The sequence below is a fragment of the Bacteroides sp. OF03-11BH genome (genome assembly GCF_003604005.1).
Classification (GTDB): Bacteria; Bacteroidota; Bacteroidia; order Bacteroidales; family Bacteroidaceae; genus Bacteroides; species Bacteroides ovatus.
Genome location: NZ_QTMW01000042.1, coordinates 13,872 through 35,046 on the forward strand (window position 1 = coordinate 13,872; position 21,175 = coordinate 35,046).

The following is a 21,175-nucleotide window of genomic DNA, read 5'->3' on the forward strand; positions in this document are numbered from 1 at the left end:
CTTCCCTGGTTCTACATGAATATTGATTCAAAAAATATGATGCCACAAAGATACGATAAATATAAAATAAAAGCCATTTTGCTTTTCTCAATTATTATTTGTTTATTTGCAACGCGATTTATTTACTATTCAACACTTTTAAAGCACGTGGAAGATAAGGCCGATTTTGATTTTCTTTTTAAAGAGTACTATCCTCAACTTTATTATTACGCATTTCATTTGATTAATAATATGGAGGCTAGCAAAGATATCGTCAGCGACGCCTTCGAATTTATTTGGGCCAATTATGCTAAAATAGATAAAGCCACAGCTAAATCTTATCTATATGTCTACGTTCGCAACAAAAGCATTGATTTCCTGCGGCATCAGAATACACACGAACAATACGTACAAATCTATTCCGAACTGACCAAAAGTTATGTTGAGACGGAGTATCAGGAGCAGGATGAAAGAATGATGCATATCAGTAAGGCGATGGAAAAACTGACTCCACATACCAGGCATATTTTAGAAGAATGTTATATTCAACGCAAAAAATATCAGGAAGTGGCAGAGGAATTAAATATTAGTGTCAGTGCAGTCAGGAAGCATATTGTGAAAGCATTACAGGTGATACGTGAAGAATGTGCAAAAAAATCATAAAGCAGGTGTCTTTATTTTATGATTAAACGTAATATAAATAAGTATGATACAGTCGAACAGTGATGAATAAAGATATTGACAATATAGATAGTACAGATAAATCTGTAGAGAAGGCACTCGACATTATGGAGAGCTCTTCAGAAATAAACGTCGAACAACTGCAGGAAATGCTTAAAGATGAAGAAACCCTGCAGGCTTGTCGCGACATCATGGATAGCAGCCTCTTCCTACAACAAAAAAGTGGAATGGAACTACCCAATATAGAGATGGAGCTAGAACGATTCAAGAAAAAACAGTACACGGCAAGAATGCGTTCCAACTTCTGGAAAGTAAGTATGGGAATAGCCGCCATGATTGCCGTTCTATTTGGAACTTACTATCTTATCAATACCCTGACGACCCCTGCCCTGGAACCAATCACAGTATTTACTGCGGATGCTGCCCCTCAACATATCACTCTGCAAAAAGATAACGGAGAAAAGATTGTATTAGACGAACCGCAATCAAACAATCAAACCTTACCACAGAAAATGATCTCAAAGTCCGAAAAGAAAGAATTGGATTACAGGCAAGTCATTTCAACGACCACTCAAACACATGTACTCACTGTTCCACGCGGTGAAAGTTTCAAGGTAGTGTTATGTGACGGCACGGAGGTCTGGCTCAATGCCAATAGTAACTTTGTCTATCCAACGGCCTTTATTGGCGACGAACGTATCGTCACTTTAGAAGGTGAGGCTTATTTTAAAGTGGCCAAAGATCCGGAGCGACCTTTCATCGTAAAAACCAAAACTGTGCAAACCCGCGTTCTCGGTACTGAATTTAATATACGCAGCTATACTCCTGAAGATACTCATGTAGTGCTTATTAATGGAAAAGTAGAAGTCAGCAATACCAAAGGAGGATCATATACCAGACTATATCCGGGAGAAGATGCACATCTGCAATCTGATGGCAACTTTATCCTGGCAGAAGTAGATCTAGACTCCTATGTTTATTGGAAAGACGGCTATTTCTACTTTGACAATGTCACATTGAAAGATATTATGCAAAATTTGGGACGTTGGTACAATGTAAACATAGAGTTCAGAAACAAAGAAGCGATGGAGTATAAAATGCACTTTATATCCGATCGTACCAAAGACCTGGAACATACAATCTCATTACTTAATAGAATGAAAAAAGTGACAGTCACCTTGCAAGGCAATACGCTTACTGTAGACTAGATTTTTATTGCATAAGTATAACTAATCTATGCAAAATACAACAAAATATCACTTTTATTAAAAAATAAATCACAAAAGGGGTATCCATTTTTTCTTCTCATACGAACTAGTTATATAAACATGTTCAAAATAGTGTTATTAAAGACAAACGTATGAGAAATAATTGGAACCTACTTATTGTGTGTTTTCTATGCGTATTATGTTTCCGACCCTACCAAGTAAATGCTCAGGTGCAATCGCAAAAGAAAATCACGATTGAAATTAGCAACGAACGGTTGCCGTCCGTACTAAAACGTTTAGAAAAACTATCTGGATATAAGATCCTGTTTACGTATGACGATGTCAAGAAATTCACCGTTTCTGGCTCCGTCAAGGATAAGAGTATAGAGCAGACTCTCGATATAATCTTAGCCAATAAGCCACTGGAATATCATATTGAAGACCAATTTATCACAATTACTATCAAAGGTCCTTCCAAACAGGCGAAAGTATTCAATGTGAAAGGAGTGGTTATTTCCGGTGATGACGGACAGCCGCTCATTGGTGCAACCGTTGTCATCAAAGGAAGTAAGTCCGGTGTATTAACGGATATAGATGGAAAATTCTCGATAGAAAATGTATCCAATAAATCCCTGTTACAATTTTCCTATATAGGAATGAAACCGCAAGACCTGACTCCTGCTCCAAATATGAATGTTACATTAATGCCTGATGTACAAACATTATCTGAAGTAGTAGTAACAGGTATGCAGAAAATGGACAAACGTCTGTTTACAGGAGCAACCAAACAATTGTCCGCAGATGAGGTCAAACTAGATGGTTTGCCTGATATCAGCCGGGGACTTGAAGGACGTGCTGCAGGCGTATCTGTACAAAATGTTTCCGGCACATTTGGTACCGCCCCAAAAATCCGGGTACGTGGTGCTACATCTATTTTCGGTAGTTCAAAGCCACTATGGGTGGTAGATGGAGTCATCATGGAAGATGCTATCGACGTAGGTCCGGATGACTTATCCTCAGGAGATGCCGAAACATTGATTAGTTCAGCTATTGCCGGATTGAATTCAGATGATATTGAAAGCTTTCAAATATTGAAAGACGGATCAGCAACCTCTATCTACGGTGCGCGAGCCATGGCAGGGGTTATTGTAGTAACCACCAAAAAGGGAAAAGCCGGTGTCAGCAAAATCAGCTATACCGGTGAATTTACAACTCGTATGATTCCCAGTTATAAAGAATTCAATATCATGAATTCACAGGAACAAATGGGAATCTATAAAGAAATGGAACAAAAAGGATGGCTCAACAATAGCGATACTTACCGTGCAAAAGATAGCGGAGTGTATGGACGTATGTATCAGTTAATCAATCAATACAATCCGGTTACAGGACAATTCGGACTTGCCAACACTCCGGAAGCACGTAACGCTTACCTGCGTGAAGCGGAAATGAGAAATACCGACTGGTTTGATACTTTATTTTCCAACAATATCACACAAAATCATTCTGTCAGTATCACTTCCGGAACAGAAAAATCTTCATTCTATGCTTCATTAAGTACCATGTCAGACCCGGGGTGGTACAAGCAAAGTGAAGTAAAACGCTATACAGCTAATTTAAATACAACATATAATATATATAAGAATTTATCTATAAATTTAATATCCAGTGCTTCCTACCGTAAGCAGAAAGCGCCCGGAACACTAAGTTCTGAAGTGAATGCAGCTAGTGGAGAAGTCACCCGTCAATTTGACATCAATCCATATTCGTATGCACTAAACACATCACGCGCATTGGATCCGGCAGTCAACTATACAGCTAACTACGCACCATTCAATATCCTTCATGAATTGGATAACAATTATATGGACTTAAACGTAGTTGACGTTAAATTCCAAGGAGAAGTAAAATGGAAAGCACTTCCAGAATTAGAGCTTAGCGCATTAGGAGCAGTCAGATATCAAGCTTCTTCGCAAGAACATAATATTAAAGACCACTCGAATCAGGCAACAGCATATCGCACAGGAATGGATGACGCCACTATTCGTGACAACAATAATTTACTCTACACCAACCCCGACAATCCTTATGCTTTACCCATCAGCATACTGCCGGAAGGCGGTATTTACCAGCGTAAGGACTATCGCATGCTGGGAGTAGACTTTCGTGCCACAGCATCCTGGAATCATTTATTTGCAGAAAAGCATATAACCAATCTTTTCGCTGGTATGGAGGTGAATGATTTAAAACGCATGCAGAATTATTTTCAAGGATGGGGAATGCAATATACAATGGGCGAAATTCCATCGTACGTATATGAATTTTTCAAGAAAGGTATTGAGTCCGGTGAAAATTATTATGGATTAAACCATACCACAACAAGGAGTGTAGCAGGTTTTGCCAATGCAACCTATTCGTATGATGGCCGTTATACAGTAAACGGAACATTCCGCTATGAAGGCACCAACCGCATGGGAAAAAGCCGTTCTTCCCGCTGGTTACCTACATGGAATATTTCAGGAGCATGGAATGTACATGAAGAAAATTTCTTCGAAACACTCAGCTCCGTGCTGTCACATTTGACATTCAAAGCATCCTACTCTTTAACTGCCGACAGAGGTCCGGAATATGTAACAAATTCACATGCCATAATCACCAGCTATTCACCATTTCGCCCTTTCACCAGCGGACAGGAAACCGGACTTTATGTATCCGACCCCGAAAATAGCGAATTGACTTACGAAAAGAAGCATGAATTAAACATCGGTGCTGATATGGGATTCTTAAACAACCGGATCAATTTCTCAATCGACTGGTATAAACGCAACAACTATGACCTGATTGGTATAACTCCGACACAAGGAGTAGGTGGTTCTATTTATAAATATGCCAATATAGCCTCCATGAAGTCACATGGTATTGAATTCACCATCTCAAGCAAGAATATCCAATCGAAAGACTTCTCATGGAATACAGATTTCATCTTTTCCAAAGCAAAAAATGAAGTGACCGAGCTTAACGCCCGTTCCAGCGTGATGGATCTGGTTTCAGGCTATGGTTTTGCGCGTCAGGGCTACCCGGTGCGTGGTTTGTTCTCTATCCCATTTGTCGGCCTAAGTTCAAATGGTATCCCAATGTATAATATCAATGGAAAAATAACCAGTACTGATATTGATTTCCAAACACGTGACAATATAGACTATCTAAAATATGAAGGTCCCACTGATCCTACTATAACAGGTAGCTTTGGTAATATCTTCACCTATAAAGCATTCAAACTAAATGTATTTATCACCTATTCATTTGGTAATGTAGTACGTTTAAATCCGTGCTTCAATTATCAATACAGTGACTTATCCTCTATGCCCCGTGAATTCAAAAATCGCTGGACAGTTCCGGGTGATGAGAAGCATACCAATATCCCTGCCATCATTTCCAAACGTCAATATGAAGATAATAAAGATTTGATGTATGCATATAATGCCTATAATTACTCTACAGAACGAATTGCCAAAGGAGACTTTATTCGTATGAAAGAAATTTCCTTGTCCTATGATTTTCCAAAATCATGGATTACATCAGCAAAGATATCCAATTTATCTTTGAAACTTCAGGCTACCAATTTATTCCTAATCTACGCAGATAAGAAGCTAAACGGACAGGACCCGGAATTCTTCAATACCGGTGGAGTTGCCTCCCCTGTACCCCGTCAGTTCACATTAACTCTTAGATTAGGATTTTAACCATTCAGATAATTATAAAAATGATGAAATATAAAAACGTATTATATACAGCAGTCATTTCAACCTTATGCCTGGGAATAACCTCCTGTAGCGATTTTTTGGATGAAATGCCGGACAACCGAACTGAACTAACTACCGAAGAGAGCATTACCAAAGTATTGGTATCTGCATACCCAATGACCACCAACTGTCATATAGGCGAATTCTACAGTGACAACATTGATGAAAATAGTAAAGCATACAGCTATCTTTTCCGGTTAAACGAGCACTTGTATCGCTGGCAGCAAACCACTGAAGAGAATCAAGACTCACCTCATGCCTTATGGAATGATTGTTATAACTCGATTGCATCGGCCAACCAAGCCCTGGCAGCCATCGAGCAAATGGGAAACCCTCAATCATTGTCAGCACAAAGAGGTGAAGCTCTAATATGTCGCGCATATAATCATTTCGTACTAGCTACCACATTCTGCAAAGCGTATGGTACAAATGCAGATAAAGACCTAGGTATACCTTACATAAAGGAACCGGAAACATCTGTAAATCCACAATACTCACGCGGAACTGTTGCTGAAGTCTATCAAAATATCGCAGCCGATTTAGAAGAAGGATTGCCTCTAATCGACGACAATATTTACTCACGAGTGAAATATCATTTTAATAAAAAGGCTGCCTATGCATTTGCTGCCCGCTTTTATCTATATTACACACAGCCGGATTTTTCTAACTGCCAGAAGGTTATCAATTATGCCAATATAGTACTCGGCACGAATGCTTCCCAATATTTACGTGACTGGGCTGCATTAGGAGCTTTATCTCCCAACAAGAACATACAGCCGAACGCTTATGTAGATGCAGATAATCGGGCAAATCTACTGGTAATATCAGCAGCTTCATATTGGCCATTGGTTTCCGATCCGGGTTATGCCAACTGTGAAAGATACTGCATGAATAATATTACTGCCTCGGAAAGTTGTAAATCCGAAGGTCCATGGGGAGACCAGTCAAGCTACCACCAAATCCCATTTGCGCCTGGTGGCTCTATCAAGAACGGATTCCGCCGTTTAGTCATCTATCAGCAGTTCACATCAGGCAACAGCTGGGTCGGTTATATGCTGTATCCTGCTTTCACTACCGATGAAGCATTACTTTGCCGGGCTGAAGCTTACACATTACTAAAACGTTACGACGAAGCTGCAGCCGATATAGACGCCTGGCAGAAAGCCTTTACGAAAAATACACAAACCTTGTCCAAAGAGACAATCAATGATTTTTATGCTCAATTAAAATATTACACACCGGAAGCCCCGACAGTAAAAAAGGAATTGCATCCGGATTTTATAATAGAAAAAGGAATGCAAGAGAATCTGATACACTGTATTCTACATGCGAGACGCCTGTTAACTTTAGAAGAGGGACTTAGATGGCAAGATATAAAGCGCTATGGCATTGTAATCTACCGCCGCTATTATGAAGGTTATACCTTGGTGAATATCACCGACAAGATGGACACGAATGACCCCAGACGTGCAATTCAGCTACCGGCCAGTGTCATTACGGCAGGTATGCAACCAAATCCAAGAAATGACTAACTAACTTAAGGAGGGAAAAATATGAAGAAATACATCATATATAGTTTAATCATATCATTAACCTGCGGACTGGGAGCTTGCAACAACGACGAGGGCGTGGACAAAGCAAACAGCATCTTCTCTACAGAAGAAGTAGAACGCAGCCCATTCGACAACTGGATATTGGGTAATTACACCCATCCGTACAACATTGCATTGAAATATCGCATGGAAGATAACGAGAGCGATATGACACATGTATTAGCTCCTGCCGACTATAAAAAATCCGTAGTACTGGCTAAAATTATCAAACATGTATGGCTGGAAGCATACGATGAAGCGACCGGTAATCCGGACTTCTTACGTCAATACATCCCCAAGACCATTCACTTTATCGGCTCTCCTGCCTATGAAGACAATGGCACCATGGTATTGGGAACGGCAGAAGGTGGTATGAAAATTACATTATACAATGTAAATGACATCAATCCTGATAAAATAGATATCAATCTGCTAAACGAATACTATTTCCAAACAATGCATCATGAGTTCGCCCACATCCTGCATCAAACCAAAAACTATGATCCGGCATTTGATCGTATCACAGAAAATGCCTATATCGGCAGCGACTGGTATATGGTGGGAGCTAACCGCAATGCATGGCAACAAGGATTTGTCACTTCCTACGCAATGAGTGAATCACGTGAAGATTTTGTTGAAAACATTGCGGTGTACGTCACAAATACAGAAGACTACTGGAATAATATGCTACAAAATGCCGGTAAAAGCGGTCGTGCACTTATCAAACAGAAATTCGAAATAGTCTATAGTTACATGGAACAAACCTGGGGAATCAATCTGGACGAATTACGCGACATCGTTCTACGCCGCCAAGATGATATAGCAAACGGCAATGTAGACTTAAGTATTATTGAATAAACTATGAAAATTATGAAGAAATATCTATCAATATACACACTTCTGGCATTGACTTGCATTGTATTACAATCTTGTCTTTTCTCTGAAGAAGAAATATTCGACGAATCATCTGCCAACAGAGCTACAGCCGATGTAATAAAATGTCAGGAGATTCTTAAAGATGTTCCGAACGGATGGAAACTGGAATATTACATAGGAAGCAACTATTCTGCAGGTGCAGTCACCCTACTAATGAAATTTGATGGAAAACAGGTAGAAATGGCGTCGGAAGCAGGAGCAGAAGGTTACAAGCCGGGTACCATAATAACCTCCCTGTATCAAGTTAAATCGGAACAAAGCACTATGCTCACTTTCGACTCATACAACCAGCTGATCCACATGTTTTCAGGTCCTTTAGGCCTGAACATGAACGTGGGAGGAGATTATGAGTTTATTATCATGAGCGCAACTCCCGACAAGGTGATTCTGCAAGGAAAAAAATACAAGAATATAATGGAAATGACACCTATGCCTAAAGATATACCATGGCGCATTCAAATTGAAGATATCATTAACATTGAAAAAGATGCTTTTCTGAATACATACCGTATGGAGAAAGGTGGACAAGTGCTGAACTACTTCATACGCGACAATGGCACAATGGCTACATTCTCCGCTTACAACACCGATTATAGCAGTGCAGAAAGTTTACCCTATATTTATACAGAAAAAGGGCTGAAGTTACAGTCTCCATATAATGTCAACGGAGTTGAAGTCCAGCACTTCAAATGGGATAAAAAGTCCAGGCTATTTGTTTGTACCGATGCAGATGCAACGGATATTGTATTAAAAGAGTATTATCCCGAAAACTATCTGCAATATGAAGACTATATCGGTACCTACACTGCAACGATTGACGATTACGATGAAGGTCCAACTTCACAATCTGTAACCATCACTCCTAAAGTCAGAGGAGAAAGTTATACTCTGAAAAGTATTGGCGGATTCAACTTCACTCTTCTGTATGACAAAGCCAGCGGAAAACTGATCTTAGATTCACAAAGTATAAGTCCGGTTTCTTCATCGTCTTACTACTTTGCGTGTGCGGCAGGTGTAGAAGGATATGCTCACACAGAATTAAGTTTGCCTTCACGCTTACGCAGCGGATTAGTAAATGTTACGGTGAAAACCAATCCTTTCACTTTCTACTTCGCGGATAAAGCAAGCCAAGAAAATACGTCATTGATAATCTGGGCTTATTCATCCGATGAATATTCAACTTCAGGACTAATGGGTTACTGGAGTTGGTATAACTCAATCTTAATGGAAAAAGAAAACGAAGGTAATTAATACAATTATGAGAAAGTTTTTTAATATATTCTTATTTGTACTTTGCACCATAGCAATAGCGGGATGCAATGATACGGAAAGCAGCGAATCCAGGTTAGAGATCAAAGCTGTAAATACTAATTTCCAAGCGACTGGAGGAAAAGGCTATATACAACTTCAGGCAACAGGCAATATAACAGCAGATGTTAATGCCGACTGGTGTGTGCTGAAAGAAGTAAACCCCAATGAAGTAGTATTCGAAGTAAAAGAAAACACCGGATACTCTGGTAGAAACGCTTTATTGACAATCAGTAACGGAGTAGAAAAAAAGGCGTTCAATATCAATCAATCCGGAGCTGTTTTCATCTTCGGTAAAGACGAGTGGATGCTCCGCACCGACAATAAAGCAGCTACGCTACCTATAAAATTACAAAGTTCTTTCGATTATGTAATAGACATACCCGCAGAAGCTCAAAGCTGGTTATCATTTGAACAGAATGCGAAAGGAATAAACTTCAAAGTAAAAGAAAACACTTCCGGGAAAATGAGAGGAGCTATTGTCAACGTGACAGCTAAAGACAGATCGACTTCTTATCAGGTGATACAATATGATGTGGACGAACTTATTGGGACATGGCAAGGAATGTTTTCAGACGGACAGATGAATTACGGTTTGAAAGATGTTACGATTGAAAAACTGGAAAACGGAACATATCAGCTTTCAAACATGCTAACTGACTTGCCCTATAAACTGAAAGCCAAAGCTGTAGATAACTGCCTGGCGCTTGAAGCCGGACAAAATCTGGGAGTCTTCGAGGACAACTTATATCTCTCATTCGAAATTCTTAGCTCTGATCTATATTATGTAAAAGACCCTTCCGTAACAATCTCATTAGGCCCTGTAATGTTAACAGACGGTACATTCGTTTTCGCTTTTTCGGGAATAAAAGAGAGTGATCCTTTTGGTTTTGTTTTTCGGGTATATGAAGATGCAGAACTGCAGAAAGTTATAGACAATCTATCCATTTTTATCAACTGTATTCTTTTTAAAGAAGACATAATTCAATAACATATGAAAAAGATACTATTAACTAGCTTTATGGTAGCATTAGGATTACTTGGTGCAAGCTGTAAAGATGATAATAATGCAGCAGGTGGAGGAGGAGAAATACTTCCGGATCAGCAGATAAGCTGTGAAATATTTATGCCGACTGATGGCGCAACCGTTATTATGTCAGACAAACTGATTATCAGAGGAGAAGGGACTACAAACTATGGTAAAATCATTTCTGCAGAACTGAAAGTCGGGGAAGAGATTATCACTGACATCACTTCAGTTCCATTCTATTATGAGTATACCTTCTCCAAAGATGCCGAACCGGGAGAACTGAAAATTGAGTTAGCAGTTAAAGGAGATCACGAAGGTAGTGCCTTGACAACTATTACAGTGACAACAGAACAAGGAAACAGGCCTGCTCCCCCTCAATATGGAGAAGTGCTAACCGATACCCGTGATGGAAATACATACAAAACCGTACAACTTGCAGACCAGTTATGGATGGCAGAAAATTTACGCTATCTACCAGAGCAACAGTTTGATGTGTCCTCAACCGAACCAAGATATTACGTAATGTTTGATAATGATGCAAAAACAGAACTTGGAAAAGGTTTCCTGAATGCATATGGAGCTTACTACAACCTACCTGCTGCTCTACAAAACGAAACGGCTTTAGGTCCCGATGAAACACGTATAATAAAAGGAGTTTGCCCTGATGGATGGCATATTCCTTCTCAAAAAGAATGGCAAAAATTATCTCAATACGTATTAGATTCCGGAATGGCAGCAATTATGAATGATGGTCAAGTAGATGAAACAGCCCTAGCAAAGGCTCTAGCTTCAACAACGATGTGGATGATGCCGGAATACACAGAAATAGAACCACAGCCAACCTGGGTTGGAGTTGAGATGGAAAAGAATAATGCAACCTTATTCAATGGTCTGCCTATAGGTTTCCGTGCTTGTGCAGGCGACGAAGATTGGATGCATTCAGCCTACAGTGCGGGTTGGTGGAGTTCAACAGCGGGAGTACAAATGGGACCAGAATTTGGTATTACCGTACGTATGTGGTCAGACCTCCACACATTTGTAACCAATGCAGAATTTAATCCGGGAGTAGGACTCCCCGTTCGTTGTATCAAAGATTAACCATATATTATTACTCACTAAATAAAAATACAATTATGAAGAAGTTAGGATTCCTTTTATTTTTAGTCTTAGGACTAACGGCTTGCGGTGATGACAACAATGATCCCGCTCCAGAACAACATGTAACATGTGCCATATCTTCTCCTACCGAAGGAGCAACGATAGACATAGCTGAAAAGATGACAATCAAAGGAGAAGCAACTGTTGACATTGGTCAAATATCGAATGTTACTCTTAAAATCGGAGACAAACAAATTTCAGAAGTAACTTCTGTTCCATTTAGTTATGAATACACATTCGAAGCCAGTCAAGCCGTAGGAGCACTAAAAATTGAACTGACCGTCAAAGGCGATCAAGGTGCCATGGCGACAAGTGAAGTAAATGTCACACTAAAAAAGACCGAACCAACCCCAGAACCGGAAGAAGGAAAGATGATTGACCCACGGGATAATCATGAATACAAAATTGTTACAATTGGTGAACAAATATGGATGGCAGAGAACTTGGCTTATTTACCATCAGTTAGCAAACCGGAAGATGCCGCTACCAGTGATGGAGATCCGCTCTATTTTGTTTTCAACTATGATGGCAAAGATGTAAATGCAGCTAAAGCCACGAAAGAATACAAGACATACGGAGTCTTGTATAATTGGTATGCCGCTATGAACCAAAAGAACGCAACCGGTGGAAATGCGGATGCCATACCAAGCGGCATTCAAGGAATCTGTCCTAACGGATGGCATCTACCCAGCAAAGCAGAGTGGAAAAAACTAGAAAGTTTTGTTGCAGATGAATTAGCACCAGTTGAAGGTAATGTATGGACAGATGATGAAGGAAATAAATACTCCGATAAAGACTGTAAAAACGTCTGGTCAGCATTGACAGGAAAACTGGATGCTGACGGTTGGGGAGAATCCGGCATGATAGATGAAAATCCTGATCTCGCTAAAGGTCCACGTGACACCTATGGCTTTAATGTTATACCTGCCGGACAATGTTATCAGAGCGGAAGTTTTGAAACGCCTAAGTCACAGAGTAGAACAGACTTTTGGAGCACAGACCAAGCTACTTACGGAGCAGGAACTGTATATTTCAGTAATATGAGTTATGGGTTAGGTTATTCTTCTGATAAAGGAGGAATACAAGTAAAACGTGGCCTTTCAGTACGTTGCGTAAAAGATTAACTATATTATAGATAAACATTTATCAATTAGTTCATTACAGAATTAATAAATTCTCTCTTAAAGATAAGGGAAGTATGTCGGGAGATATGCTTCCCTTTTAATATATCTTTTTACACCTAGTTATCAACTCACTCAAACATATAATTAGTCGATATCCAATATCACGAAATAAAACAAATTCTGAATGTTCTTCCATTTTATTATATATCTTTGTAACTAGATATTTTAAAAGACTACATTATGGCAAAAAAGAAAGAAAAGAAAGAGAAAAAGGCCGGCAAGAGAATGAGTAAGAAAGAGCTGGCAGCGTTATTAATAGACTTTTTCCATGCCAAATCCAGCGAGACCTTAAGTATGAAATATATTTTTTCAGAACTGCGTCTCACTACCCATCCGCAAAAAATGTTATGCGTCGATATATTACATGACCTTTTAGCTGACGATTATATTTCTGAAGTAGAGAAAGGAAAGTTCCGTCTCAACAATCATGGAACGGAGATGACAGGCACTTTCCAACGGAAAAGTAATGGTAAGAATTCTTTCATTCCTGAAGGAGGAGGCGAACCGATATTTGTAGCCGAACGTAATTCGGCACATGCTATGAACAATGACAAAGTAAAGATTGCCTTCTATGCCAAACGGAAAAACAGAGAAGCAGAAGGAGAAGTGATAGAAATACTGGAACGCGCCAACGATACTTTCGTCGGCACGCTGGAAGTAGCTAAATCCTATGCATTCCTGGTGACGGAAAACCGTACACTTGCCAATGACATCTTTATCCCGAAAGACAAGCTGAAAGGTGGAAAGACCGGAGATAAAGCCATCGTGAAAGTAACCGAATGGCCGGACAAGGCAAAGAATCCTATCGGACAAGTAATAGATATATTAGGTCAGGCTGGCGACAACACCACAGAGATGCACGCAATTCTTGCGGAGTTCGGTCTGCCGTATGTATATCCGAAAGCAGTAGAGACAGCAGCGGACAAGATTCCTGCCGAGATTTCAGCAGAAGAGATTGCCAAACGCGAAGATTTTCGTAAGGTAACAACTTTCACTATCGACCCGAAAGACGCCAAAGATTTTGACGACGCACTCTCCATCCGCAAGCTAAAGGACGGATTGTGGGAAGTAGGCGTACACATTGCCGATGTGACACATTACGTAAAAGAAGGCAGCATCATCGACAAGGAAGCAGAAAAGCGGGCAACTTCCGTTTATCTGGTAGACCGTACCATCCCGATGCTTCCCGAACGGCTGTGTAACTTCATTTGTTCACTCCGCCCGAACGAAGAAAAACTAGCTTTCTCCGTTATCTTCGATATTACGGAAAAAGGAGAAGTCAGAGACTCACGTATCGTACATACAGTTATCAACTCCGACCGTCGCTTCACCTACGAAGAGGCACAACAAATCATAGAAACAAAAGAAGGAGACTTCAAAGAAGAAGTACTCACGTTAGATACGATTGCCAAAGCACTGCGCGAAAAACGCTTCTCTGCAGGAGCCATCAACTTCGACCGCTACGAAGTGAAGTTCGAAATTGACGAAAAAGGAAAACCAATCAGCGTTTACTTCAAAGAGTCAAAAGATGCCAATAAACTGGTGGAAGAATTCATGTTGCTCGCTAACAAGACCGTAGCAGAAAAGATAGGATGTGTGCCAAAGAACAAGAAAGCCAAAGTGCTTCCTTACCGTATCCACGACCTGCCCGATCCGGAGAAGTTGGAGAACTTGTCACAGTTCATCGCCCGCTTCGGCTACAAAGTGCGTACAAGCGGAACGAAGACTGATATTTCAAAATCCATCAACCATTTATTGGACGACATACACGGAAAGAAAGAAGAGAACCTGATAGAAACCGTATCCATCCGTGCCATGCAGAAAGCACGTTACTCAACCCATAACATCGGTCACTACGGACTAGCATTCGAATATTACACTCACTTTACTTCTCCCATCCGCCGTTTCCCGGACATGATGGTACACCGTTTGGTGACGAAGTATATGGACGGAGGACGCAGCGTATCCGAAGCTAAGTACGAAGACCTCTGCGACCACAGCTCGAACATGGAACAAATTGCAGCCAATGCCGAGCGTGCTTCCATCAAATATAAACAGGTGGAATTTATGAGCGAACGTCTGGGGCAGATTTACGACGGTGTAATCTCCGGCGTAACCGAGTGGGGACTTTATGTAGAACTGAACGAAAACAAATGTGAAGGTCTGGTCCCTGTTCGTGATCTGGATGATGACTACTACGAATTCGACGAGAAGAACTATTGTCTTCGCGGACGCCGCAAAAACAAAATATACAGTCTGGGAGACGCTATTACTGTTCGGGTAGCTCGTGCTAATCTGGAAAAGAAACAATTGGATTTTGAATTAATAGAAAAGTAAATTCACCACAGAGTACACTAAGAAATCAGGAAGTAAAAAGACTTCATGTACTCCGTGTCCTCTGTGGTAAGCCAAACAGCCATTATGAAAACTGTCATTATTGAAGATAAACAACGAATCGAATCCATTATTCTCCATTGCGATGCCTGTTTTGTAGGCATTACTGATTTGGAAGGTAATCCCTATGTAGTTCCGATGAACTTCGGTTATGAGAATGGCATCATATATCTTCATTCGGGTCCTGAAGGCAGCAAGTTGGAGATGCTGGAACATAATAATAATGTATGCATCACTTTCAGCGTTGGACATAAACTTGTCTACCAACACGAAAAGGTAGCCTGCAGTTACAGTATGCGTTCGGAAAGCGCGATGTGTCGGGGGCAAGTAGAATTCATCGAAGAAATAGATGAGAAACGCCGTGCATTGGATATTATCATGCGTCATTACACGGATAGTGAGTTCAACTATTCCGATCCTGCGGTACGTAATGTCAAAGTATGGCAAGTACGTATCGATCAGATGACAGGAAAAGTTTTCGGTCTGCGAGCCAACGAAAAGCCATGAAGCGGTTTTCCGGCTTTCGACAATACTTGAGTAGAGTATTCAACAAGCATTGTAGAGTATTTCCAAACTAATTTCTCTAAACAAAAGTTTAGATCACTTTTACCCTCACACCCTCACCATTGTCTGTATCTCTTTATCCATCGGCATTACAGGTGTGAGGGTAAAGGTGATTATAAAGACTATTCTATCCTCTCATATCAAAATCTTTTTGTATACTTGCAACATAAATAAAATAGATAAGTACTCTTGCAAAAAAATAGATTATGAAGAAACTGCTATGTCTCGCCCTGTTAGTATCTGCCGGAAGTATCTACTCCGGAAGTATCTCGGCAAACAACAAACCTACTGATAACAAATCCGGCAACAACTCAAAGGACATATACAAAAAGACCTGGATCGACTTCAATAAAAACGGTATAAAGGATGTATACGAAGATCCCTCCGCTCCTATCGAAGCCCGCATCGCGGATTTGCTTTCGCAAATGACACTGGAAGAGAAAACCTGTCAGATGGCTACTCTCTACGGTTCGGGACGGGTATTGAAAGATGCATGGCCTACTGCCGGATGGTCAGCGGAAATTTGGAAGGACGGTATCGGAAATATTGATGAGCAGGCGAACGGACTGGGTAAATTCGGTTCTGAAATCTCCTATCCGTATGCCAACAGCGTAAAGAACCGACACACCATTCAACGCTGGTTTATGGAACAGACACGACTGGGTATTCCGGTGGACTTTACCAATGAAGGAATACGCGGATTATGTCACGACCGGGCTACCATGTTTCCCGCTCAATGCGGGCAAGGTGCCACGTGGAACAAAAAACTGATCCGGGAAATTGCGAAAGTCACTGCAGATGAGGCAAAAGCATTGGGATATACCAATATTTATTCTCCTATTCTGGATATAGCACAAGATCCTCGCTGGGGACGTGTGGTGGAAAGTTATGGGGAAGATCCTTATCTGGTGGGCGAATTGGGAAAACAGATGATTCTCGGTCTGCAAAATGAAGGTATCGTTGCTACTCCGAAACATTTTGCCGTTTACAGTATTCCGGTCGGTGGACGTGACGGAGGTACGCGTACTGATCCGCACGTGGCCCCGCGTGAGATGAAGACTCTTTATCTGGAACCTTTCCGCAAAGGTATTCAGGAAGCGGGTGCTCTAGGGGTGATGAGTTCGTATAATGATTATGACGGGGAGCCTGTTTCCGGAAGTTATCATTTCCTCACGGAGATTCTGCGTCAGCAATGGGGATTCAAGGGATATGTAGTATCGGATAGTGAGGCGGTAGAGTTTCTGCATACCAAACATCGTATCACTCCGACTGAAGAAGAGATGGCAGCACAAGTAGTCAATGCAGGATTGAATATCCGTACTAACTTTACTCCGCCACAAGATTTTATTCTCCCGTTGCGCCGTGCTATCAACGAAGGCAAAGTTTCTTTGCACACGCTCGATCAACGTGTCGGTGAAATTCTCCGTGTCAAGTTTATGATGGGACTTTTTGATAATCCGTATCCCGGTGATGACCGTCGTCCGGAGACAGTGGTACACAACGACGCTCATAAAGCAGTATCTATGAAAGCCGCTTTAGAGTCCATCGTTCTTTTGAAGAATGAGAATCAGATGCTTCCGTTATCCAAGAACTTCAGCAAAATAGCTGTGATTGGTCCGAATGGGGAAGAAGTGAAGGAGTTGACTTGCAGATATGGTCCCGCCAATGCGTCTATTAAGACTGTATATCAGGGAATCAAAGAATATCTGCCTAACTCGGAAGTTCGCTATGTTAAAGGCTGTGATATTATTGATAAGTATTTCCCGGAGAGCGAACTGTACAATGTTCCATTAGATACACAAGAGCAGGCGATGATTCATGAAGCGGTAGAATTAGCAAAAGCTTCGGATGTCGCTATTCTTGTACTGGGTGGAAATGAGAAAACGGTTCGGGAAGAGTTCTCACGTACCAATCTTGACCTCTGCGGACGTCAGCAACAATTATTGGAAGCGGTTTATGCAACAGGTAAACCTGTCGTTCTAGTGATGGTGGACGGAAGAGCAGCAACCATCAACTGGGCAAACAAATACGTTCCTGCCATTATCCATGCCTGGTTCCCCGGAGAATTTATGGGGGATGCCATCGCTAAAGTTCTTTTCGGAGACTATAATCCGGGAGGACGTCTGGCTGTCACTTTCCCGAAATCAGTGGGACAGATTCCTTTTGCATTCCCATTCAAGCCGGGCTCTGACTCCAAAGGAAAAGTCCGTGTAGACGGTGTGCTCTATCCTTTCGGATATGGTTTAAGCTATACGACCTTCGGATATTCAGACTTGAAAATATCTAAACCGGTGATCGGTCCGCAGGAAAATATCACTCTTTCATGTACTGTAAAGAATACAGGAAAGAAAGCAGGGGATGAAGTAGTCCAGCTTTATATCCGGGATGATTTCAGCAGCGTTACCACCTACGATAAAGTTTTGCGTGGTTTTGAACGTATTCACTTGCAACCGGGAGAAGAACAAACTGTCAACTTTACCCTTACTCCTCAAGACTTGGGATTATGGGACAAGAATAATCGGTTCACGGTAGAGCCGGGAAGTTTCTCGGTGATGGTGGGAGCTTCTTCACAGGATATACGGTTGAAGGGGAGTTTCGAAGTGCAATAAATAAATCCAAGACAGTCACATTGCTTTTATTTCTCTTTCGCCAATTAGGATAGAGCTATAAGTTATACTTAATAAAACAAATAAAACCGGCATCTTTATAAGTTATGCTTAATAAAATTGCTATATCTGTTTTGTATATCAACTATAGATGATTTTACTGCCACAGGAAGAAAACGACTTCTACTTTTGACTGGATTAATTGGCTATCAGATCTAACAATGCTGCAATAAAAGCGTTTGGTATTCCAGAACGTTAGACTATTTATATATTACTGTAGTGGCAACTAACGTTGCCCCTACAGTAAACTAATAATGCAACAAGCTTTTTACACTTTCTCTAAAAAACAAGAACAAATAAAAAACACAAATCTTCTATACATACCTATAGAAAGTATTTGCAAATGAAATGAATCACATACAATATTCAGAGAAAATTCTTATTTAAATTTTATATTATACTCCGGTATATATGTTCTACTAGATATTATTTCCTGCCCTGTACTCTTCACAGTCATAGTAACAGTAACATTAACCCCAAGATTCGCTACATACAATACAGGTTTACCATTTAAACACATATTGCACATTGAGCGGGGAAAAGCATCGACTTCAGTACGATTATAAGATGACATATATGAGAATATAGTATTAGAATATAACTTGAAAGTCCCTGCATATGTAGAATAACCATTAATATAAGTATCAGGATCACCTATAACAATCGGATATTCGTAATAAGATGCAAACTTAACCTTTGTGCCTTTCTTCTCATCCTGAATAACCGTTGGAGTAAAATCGTATCCAGACCTTTTACTTGGTATATAAACATAAACTCCTGTATAAGAAGGATTAGGGGTTCTATTATAATAATCCTTAAATTGAGTATCCCATTCACTTCCTTCAAATTCGACAACATTAGAACTAACTTTATAAGTTACTTCATCTGCTATGGCTGGATTAATAACTACATTAAATGTTGGATGAAACGATAAACTATAATATTTCCCAGAATATTTGCAATTATATGCAGAAGCAATATCTGGTCGAGCCGTTATTTCATGATAAGTTCCTGTTATATTTAATATTGGTGCAGATGTTAAATTCCAGGCCCCAAATCCTTCATCATATTTTATAGCAGTCAAAGGCAATACCGGAATCGAGCTATTACCAATCATCTGTCCTTTTAAATCAATAGTTCCATTGGTAGATAATTCAACCGTTTGTATAGTGGGCTCATTAACCTTCTTCGAACCAAGAAATGATCCAAAGAGAGCGTTCAATCCTCCAGCTATCAATCCTGAAACTCCTCCCTTTGCTAATCCAGCCAGTCCACCAGCAACTACATTTCCTACATTTTTTAAAATTCCAGATGAAGAATTATTGATAGCCTTTTCAGCCTCTCCTTTCACCCATTTTTCAGCTGCATCTCCTCCCGCCTTTACAATGGTATTTGCACCTTTTTGCAAAAGATTTGGAGATGAGGAATAATGATCTTCGATAATAGTACCTGTTGTTGTGTCTTTGTAATTTCCTGTAATAGTTAGTTCTGAGATATTTAACACTTTTGAATAAACATTGATCCCCCCGTCTGTTTTTCCTGTATAAGTTAGCGGTATCTGAAAACAATTCCAACCTCTGTCAATGCCCAGGGTGGTGTTATTGCTCAAACAATTGACACCTACACGCTGAATAGAAGCCCGATCCAATGGCGCTGTGAATGTAGTTCCCTGATTAAAATAGCCATAAAATCTTTCATCAAAAAATTCCCAAACAGCATTATTACTTAAGAAAGAATTCTGATTATAATAAAACACCTTTAAAATCCCGGTATATTTATTATAAAAAATCAAATAATCACTGCCAATATCTTTGTTTGGAGTACTCAAGAACACCCATCCATCTTCTTTTTTTATGTCCATCCTTATATCATAAATTATACTTGTAGGAGCATATTCAACCCAAGGCAAATCAACAACCTTATTATCAGTCAGTTGAATCGATGTTTGATTTTCCCAATCTTGTTCAAAGTTTGGAGGGGCCAATGATCTAGTAATTGCCGATGCATTAACTTCTAAATCCAACAAATTGTTTTGACTTTCATCTGTACATGAATAATTAATAAAAACAGATAAAATAACGAAGAAAATAGATACATGTTTCATAATAATAAAATTTAAAAGGTTTTACTCTATAGAAATACATTATATCTCAATATATTAAATATGTAACACCAATCATTTTTCACAATTATATCTCTATCATCAACACTTACGAGAATTAACATATTCAATACATGAACTTCATTATTAGCTTTATCCTTATACGTTTTCAAGACTAATTAAAAACTATAAGAAGATAACATCATAATCAAATAATAGTTACCTGACAAATATACAATTTTGCCCAATAGCGACAAACTTTATCTCTCTATTTTTTCAATCATTCCTTATAAAAAATCGGATATAAATCTTTAAAAAGATACTTTTTTAAGTTCCCAGTCTCACAGCCAGTGAGTTGAGATTTTGTGCACTGTTACGGCTAAATCTATCGACCAAAGATATTGCGCAGTTCACCAATCTTACTATTCGTGGGGTAGAAACAGCCCGCTATCGAATAAGAAAGAAACTTGCCATTCCCGGAAATATTAATCTTGTTGATTTTCTAATTGACTTTACATAGGAAGATTTACTGAATATTCCTTCTAATTTCACACCCCTATTCTGTTGGGAT

At 39.9% G+C, this 21,175-nt stretch carries 13 protein-coding genes and 1 pseudogene; 13 read left to right on the forward strand and 1 reads right to left on the reverse strand.

Translation table 11 applies throughout. The features are described from left to right. Nucleotides 1-39 precede the first annotated feature (39 nt). The 12 genes from DXA54_RS21990 (at nucleotide 40) to DXA54_RS22045 (ending at nucleotide 18,446) form a co-directional block, all read left to right on the forward strand. Nucleotides 40-642 (forward strand): RNA polymerase sigma-70 factor, encoded by a 603-nt coding sequence (locus tag DXA54_RS21990; protein WP_004312254.1) that lies wholly within the window; start codon nucleotides 40-42, stop codon nucleotides 640-642. A gap of 62 nt (nucleotides 643-704) precedes the next feature. Then, a complete protein-coding gene (locus DXA54_RS21995; RefSeq protein ID WP_004322945.1) occupies nucleotides 705-1,868 on the forward strand; it encodes a FecR family protein in 1,164 nt (387 codons plus the stop codon). A 152-nt stretch (nucleotides 1,869-2,020) separates the two neighbouring features. After that, nucleotides 2,021-5,611 carry a SusC/RagA family TonB-linked outer membrane protein gene (locus tag DXA54_RS22000; RefSeq protein ID WP_165863280.1) on the forward strand — a complete coding sequence of 1,197 codons (3,591 nt, stop codon included), beginning with the start codon at nucleotides 2,021-2,023 and terminating at the stop codon, nucleotides 5,609-5,611. Between the two features lie 23 nt (nucleotides 5,612-5,634). Next, a complete protein-coding gene (locus DXA54_RS22005) occupies nucleotides 5,635-7,203 on the forward strand; it encodes a RagB/SusD family nutrient uptake outer membrane protein (RefSeq protein WP_004312250.1) in 1,569 nt (522 codons plus the stop codon). 21 nt (nucleotides 7,204-7,224) lie between these two features. Continuing rightward, nucleotides 7,225-8,121, forward strand: coding sequence for a putative zinc-binding metallopeptidase (locus tag DXA54_RS22010; RefSeq protein WP_120080661.1), 897 nt, complete (start codon nucleotides 7,225-7,227; stop codon nucleotides 8,119-8,121). Nucleotides 8,122-8,133: 12 nt separating this feature from the next. After that, nucleotides 8,134-9,450 carry a DUF4302 domain-containing protein gene (locus tag DXA54_RS22015; protein WP_120080682.1) on the forward strand — a complete coding sequence of 439 codons (1,317 nt, stop codon included), beginning with the start codon at nucleotides 8,134-8,136 and terminating at the stop codon, nucleotides 9,448-9,450. Nucleotides 9,451-9,457: 7 nt separating this feature from the next. Next, entirely contained in the window at nucleotides 9,458-10,498 is a 1,041-nt protein-coding gene (locus tag DXA54_RS22020) for a BACON domain-containing protein (protein WP_120080663.1), read from the forward strand. Between the two features lie 3 nt (nucleotides 10,499-10,501). After that, nucleotides 10,502-11,635, forward strand: a complete 1,134-nt coding sequence (locus DXA54_RS22025; protein WP_120080666.1) for a fibrobacter succinogenes major paralogous domain-containing protein — start codon at nucleotides 10,502-10,504, stop codon at nucleotides 11,633-11,635. A 35-nt stretch (nucleotides 11,636-11,670) separates the two neighbouring features. Further along, nucleotides 11,671-12,819: an FISUMP domain-containing protein gene (locus tag DXA54_RS22030; protein ID WP_118160984.1), complete on the forward strand. Its 1,149-nt coding sequence runs from the start codon at nucleotides 11,671-11,673 to the stop codon at nucleotides 12,817-12,819. Between the two features lie 240 nt (nucleotides 12,820-13,059). Next, complete coding sequence (rnr, locus tag DXA54_RS22035) at nucleotides 13,060-15,216, forward strand: ribonuclease R (RefSeq protein WP_004312245.1); 2,157 nt, start codon at nucleotides 13,060-13,062, stop codon at nucleotides 15,214-15,216. Nucleotides 15,217-15,300: 84 nt separating this feature from the next. Beyond that, nucleotides 15,301-15,780: a pyridoxamine 5'-phosphate oxidase family protein gene (locus tag DXA54_RS22040; protein WP_004312244.1), complete on the forward strand. Its 480-nt coding sequence runs from the start codon at nucleotides 15,301-15,303 to the stop codon at nucleotides 15,778-15,780. A 263-nt stretch (nucleotides 15,781-16,043) separates the two neighbouring features. Next, on the forward strand, nucleotides 16,044-18,446 hold the full coding sequence (locus DXA54_RS22045; protein ID WP_004312243.1) for a glycoside hydrolase family 3 N-terminal domain-containing protein: 2,403 nt from the start codon (nucleotides 16,044-16,046) through the stop codon (nucleotides 18,444-18,446). Nucleotides 18,447-18,882: 436 nt separating this feature from the next. Here the strand turns inward: DXA54_RS22045 and DXA54_RS22050 are convergent, their stop codons facing one another. After that, nucleotides 18,883-20,607 carry a hypothetical protein gene (locus DXA54_RS22050; protein WP_008646743.1) on the reverse strand — a complete coding sequence of 575 codons (1,725 nt, stop codon included), beginning with the start codon at nucleotides 20,605-20,607 and terminating at the stop codon, nucleotides 18,883-18,885. A 331-nt stretch (nucleotides 20,608-20,938) separates the two neighbouring features. On the opposite strand from DXA54_RS22050, the pseudogene DXA54_RS28820 reads away from it, so the two are divergent. Then, nucleotides 20,939-21,124: pseudogene (locus tag DXA54_RS28820) on the forward strand (helix-turn-helix transcriptional regulator); the annotation flags it as partial. Nucleotides 21,125-21,175: the final 51 nt, after the last annotated feature.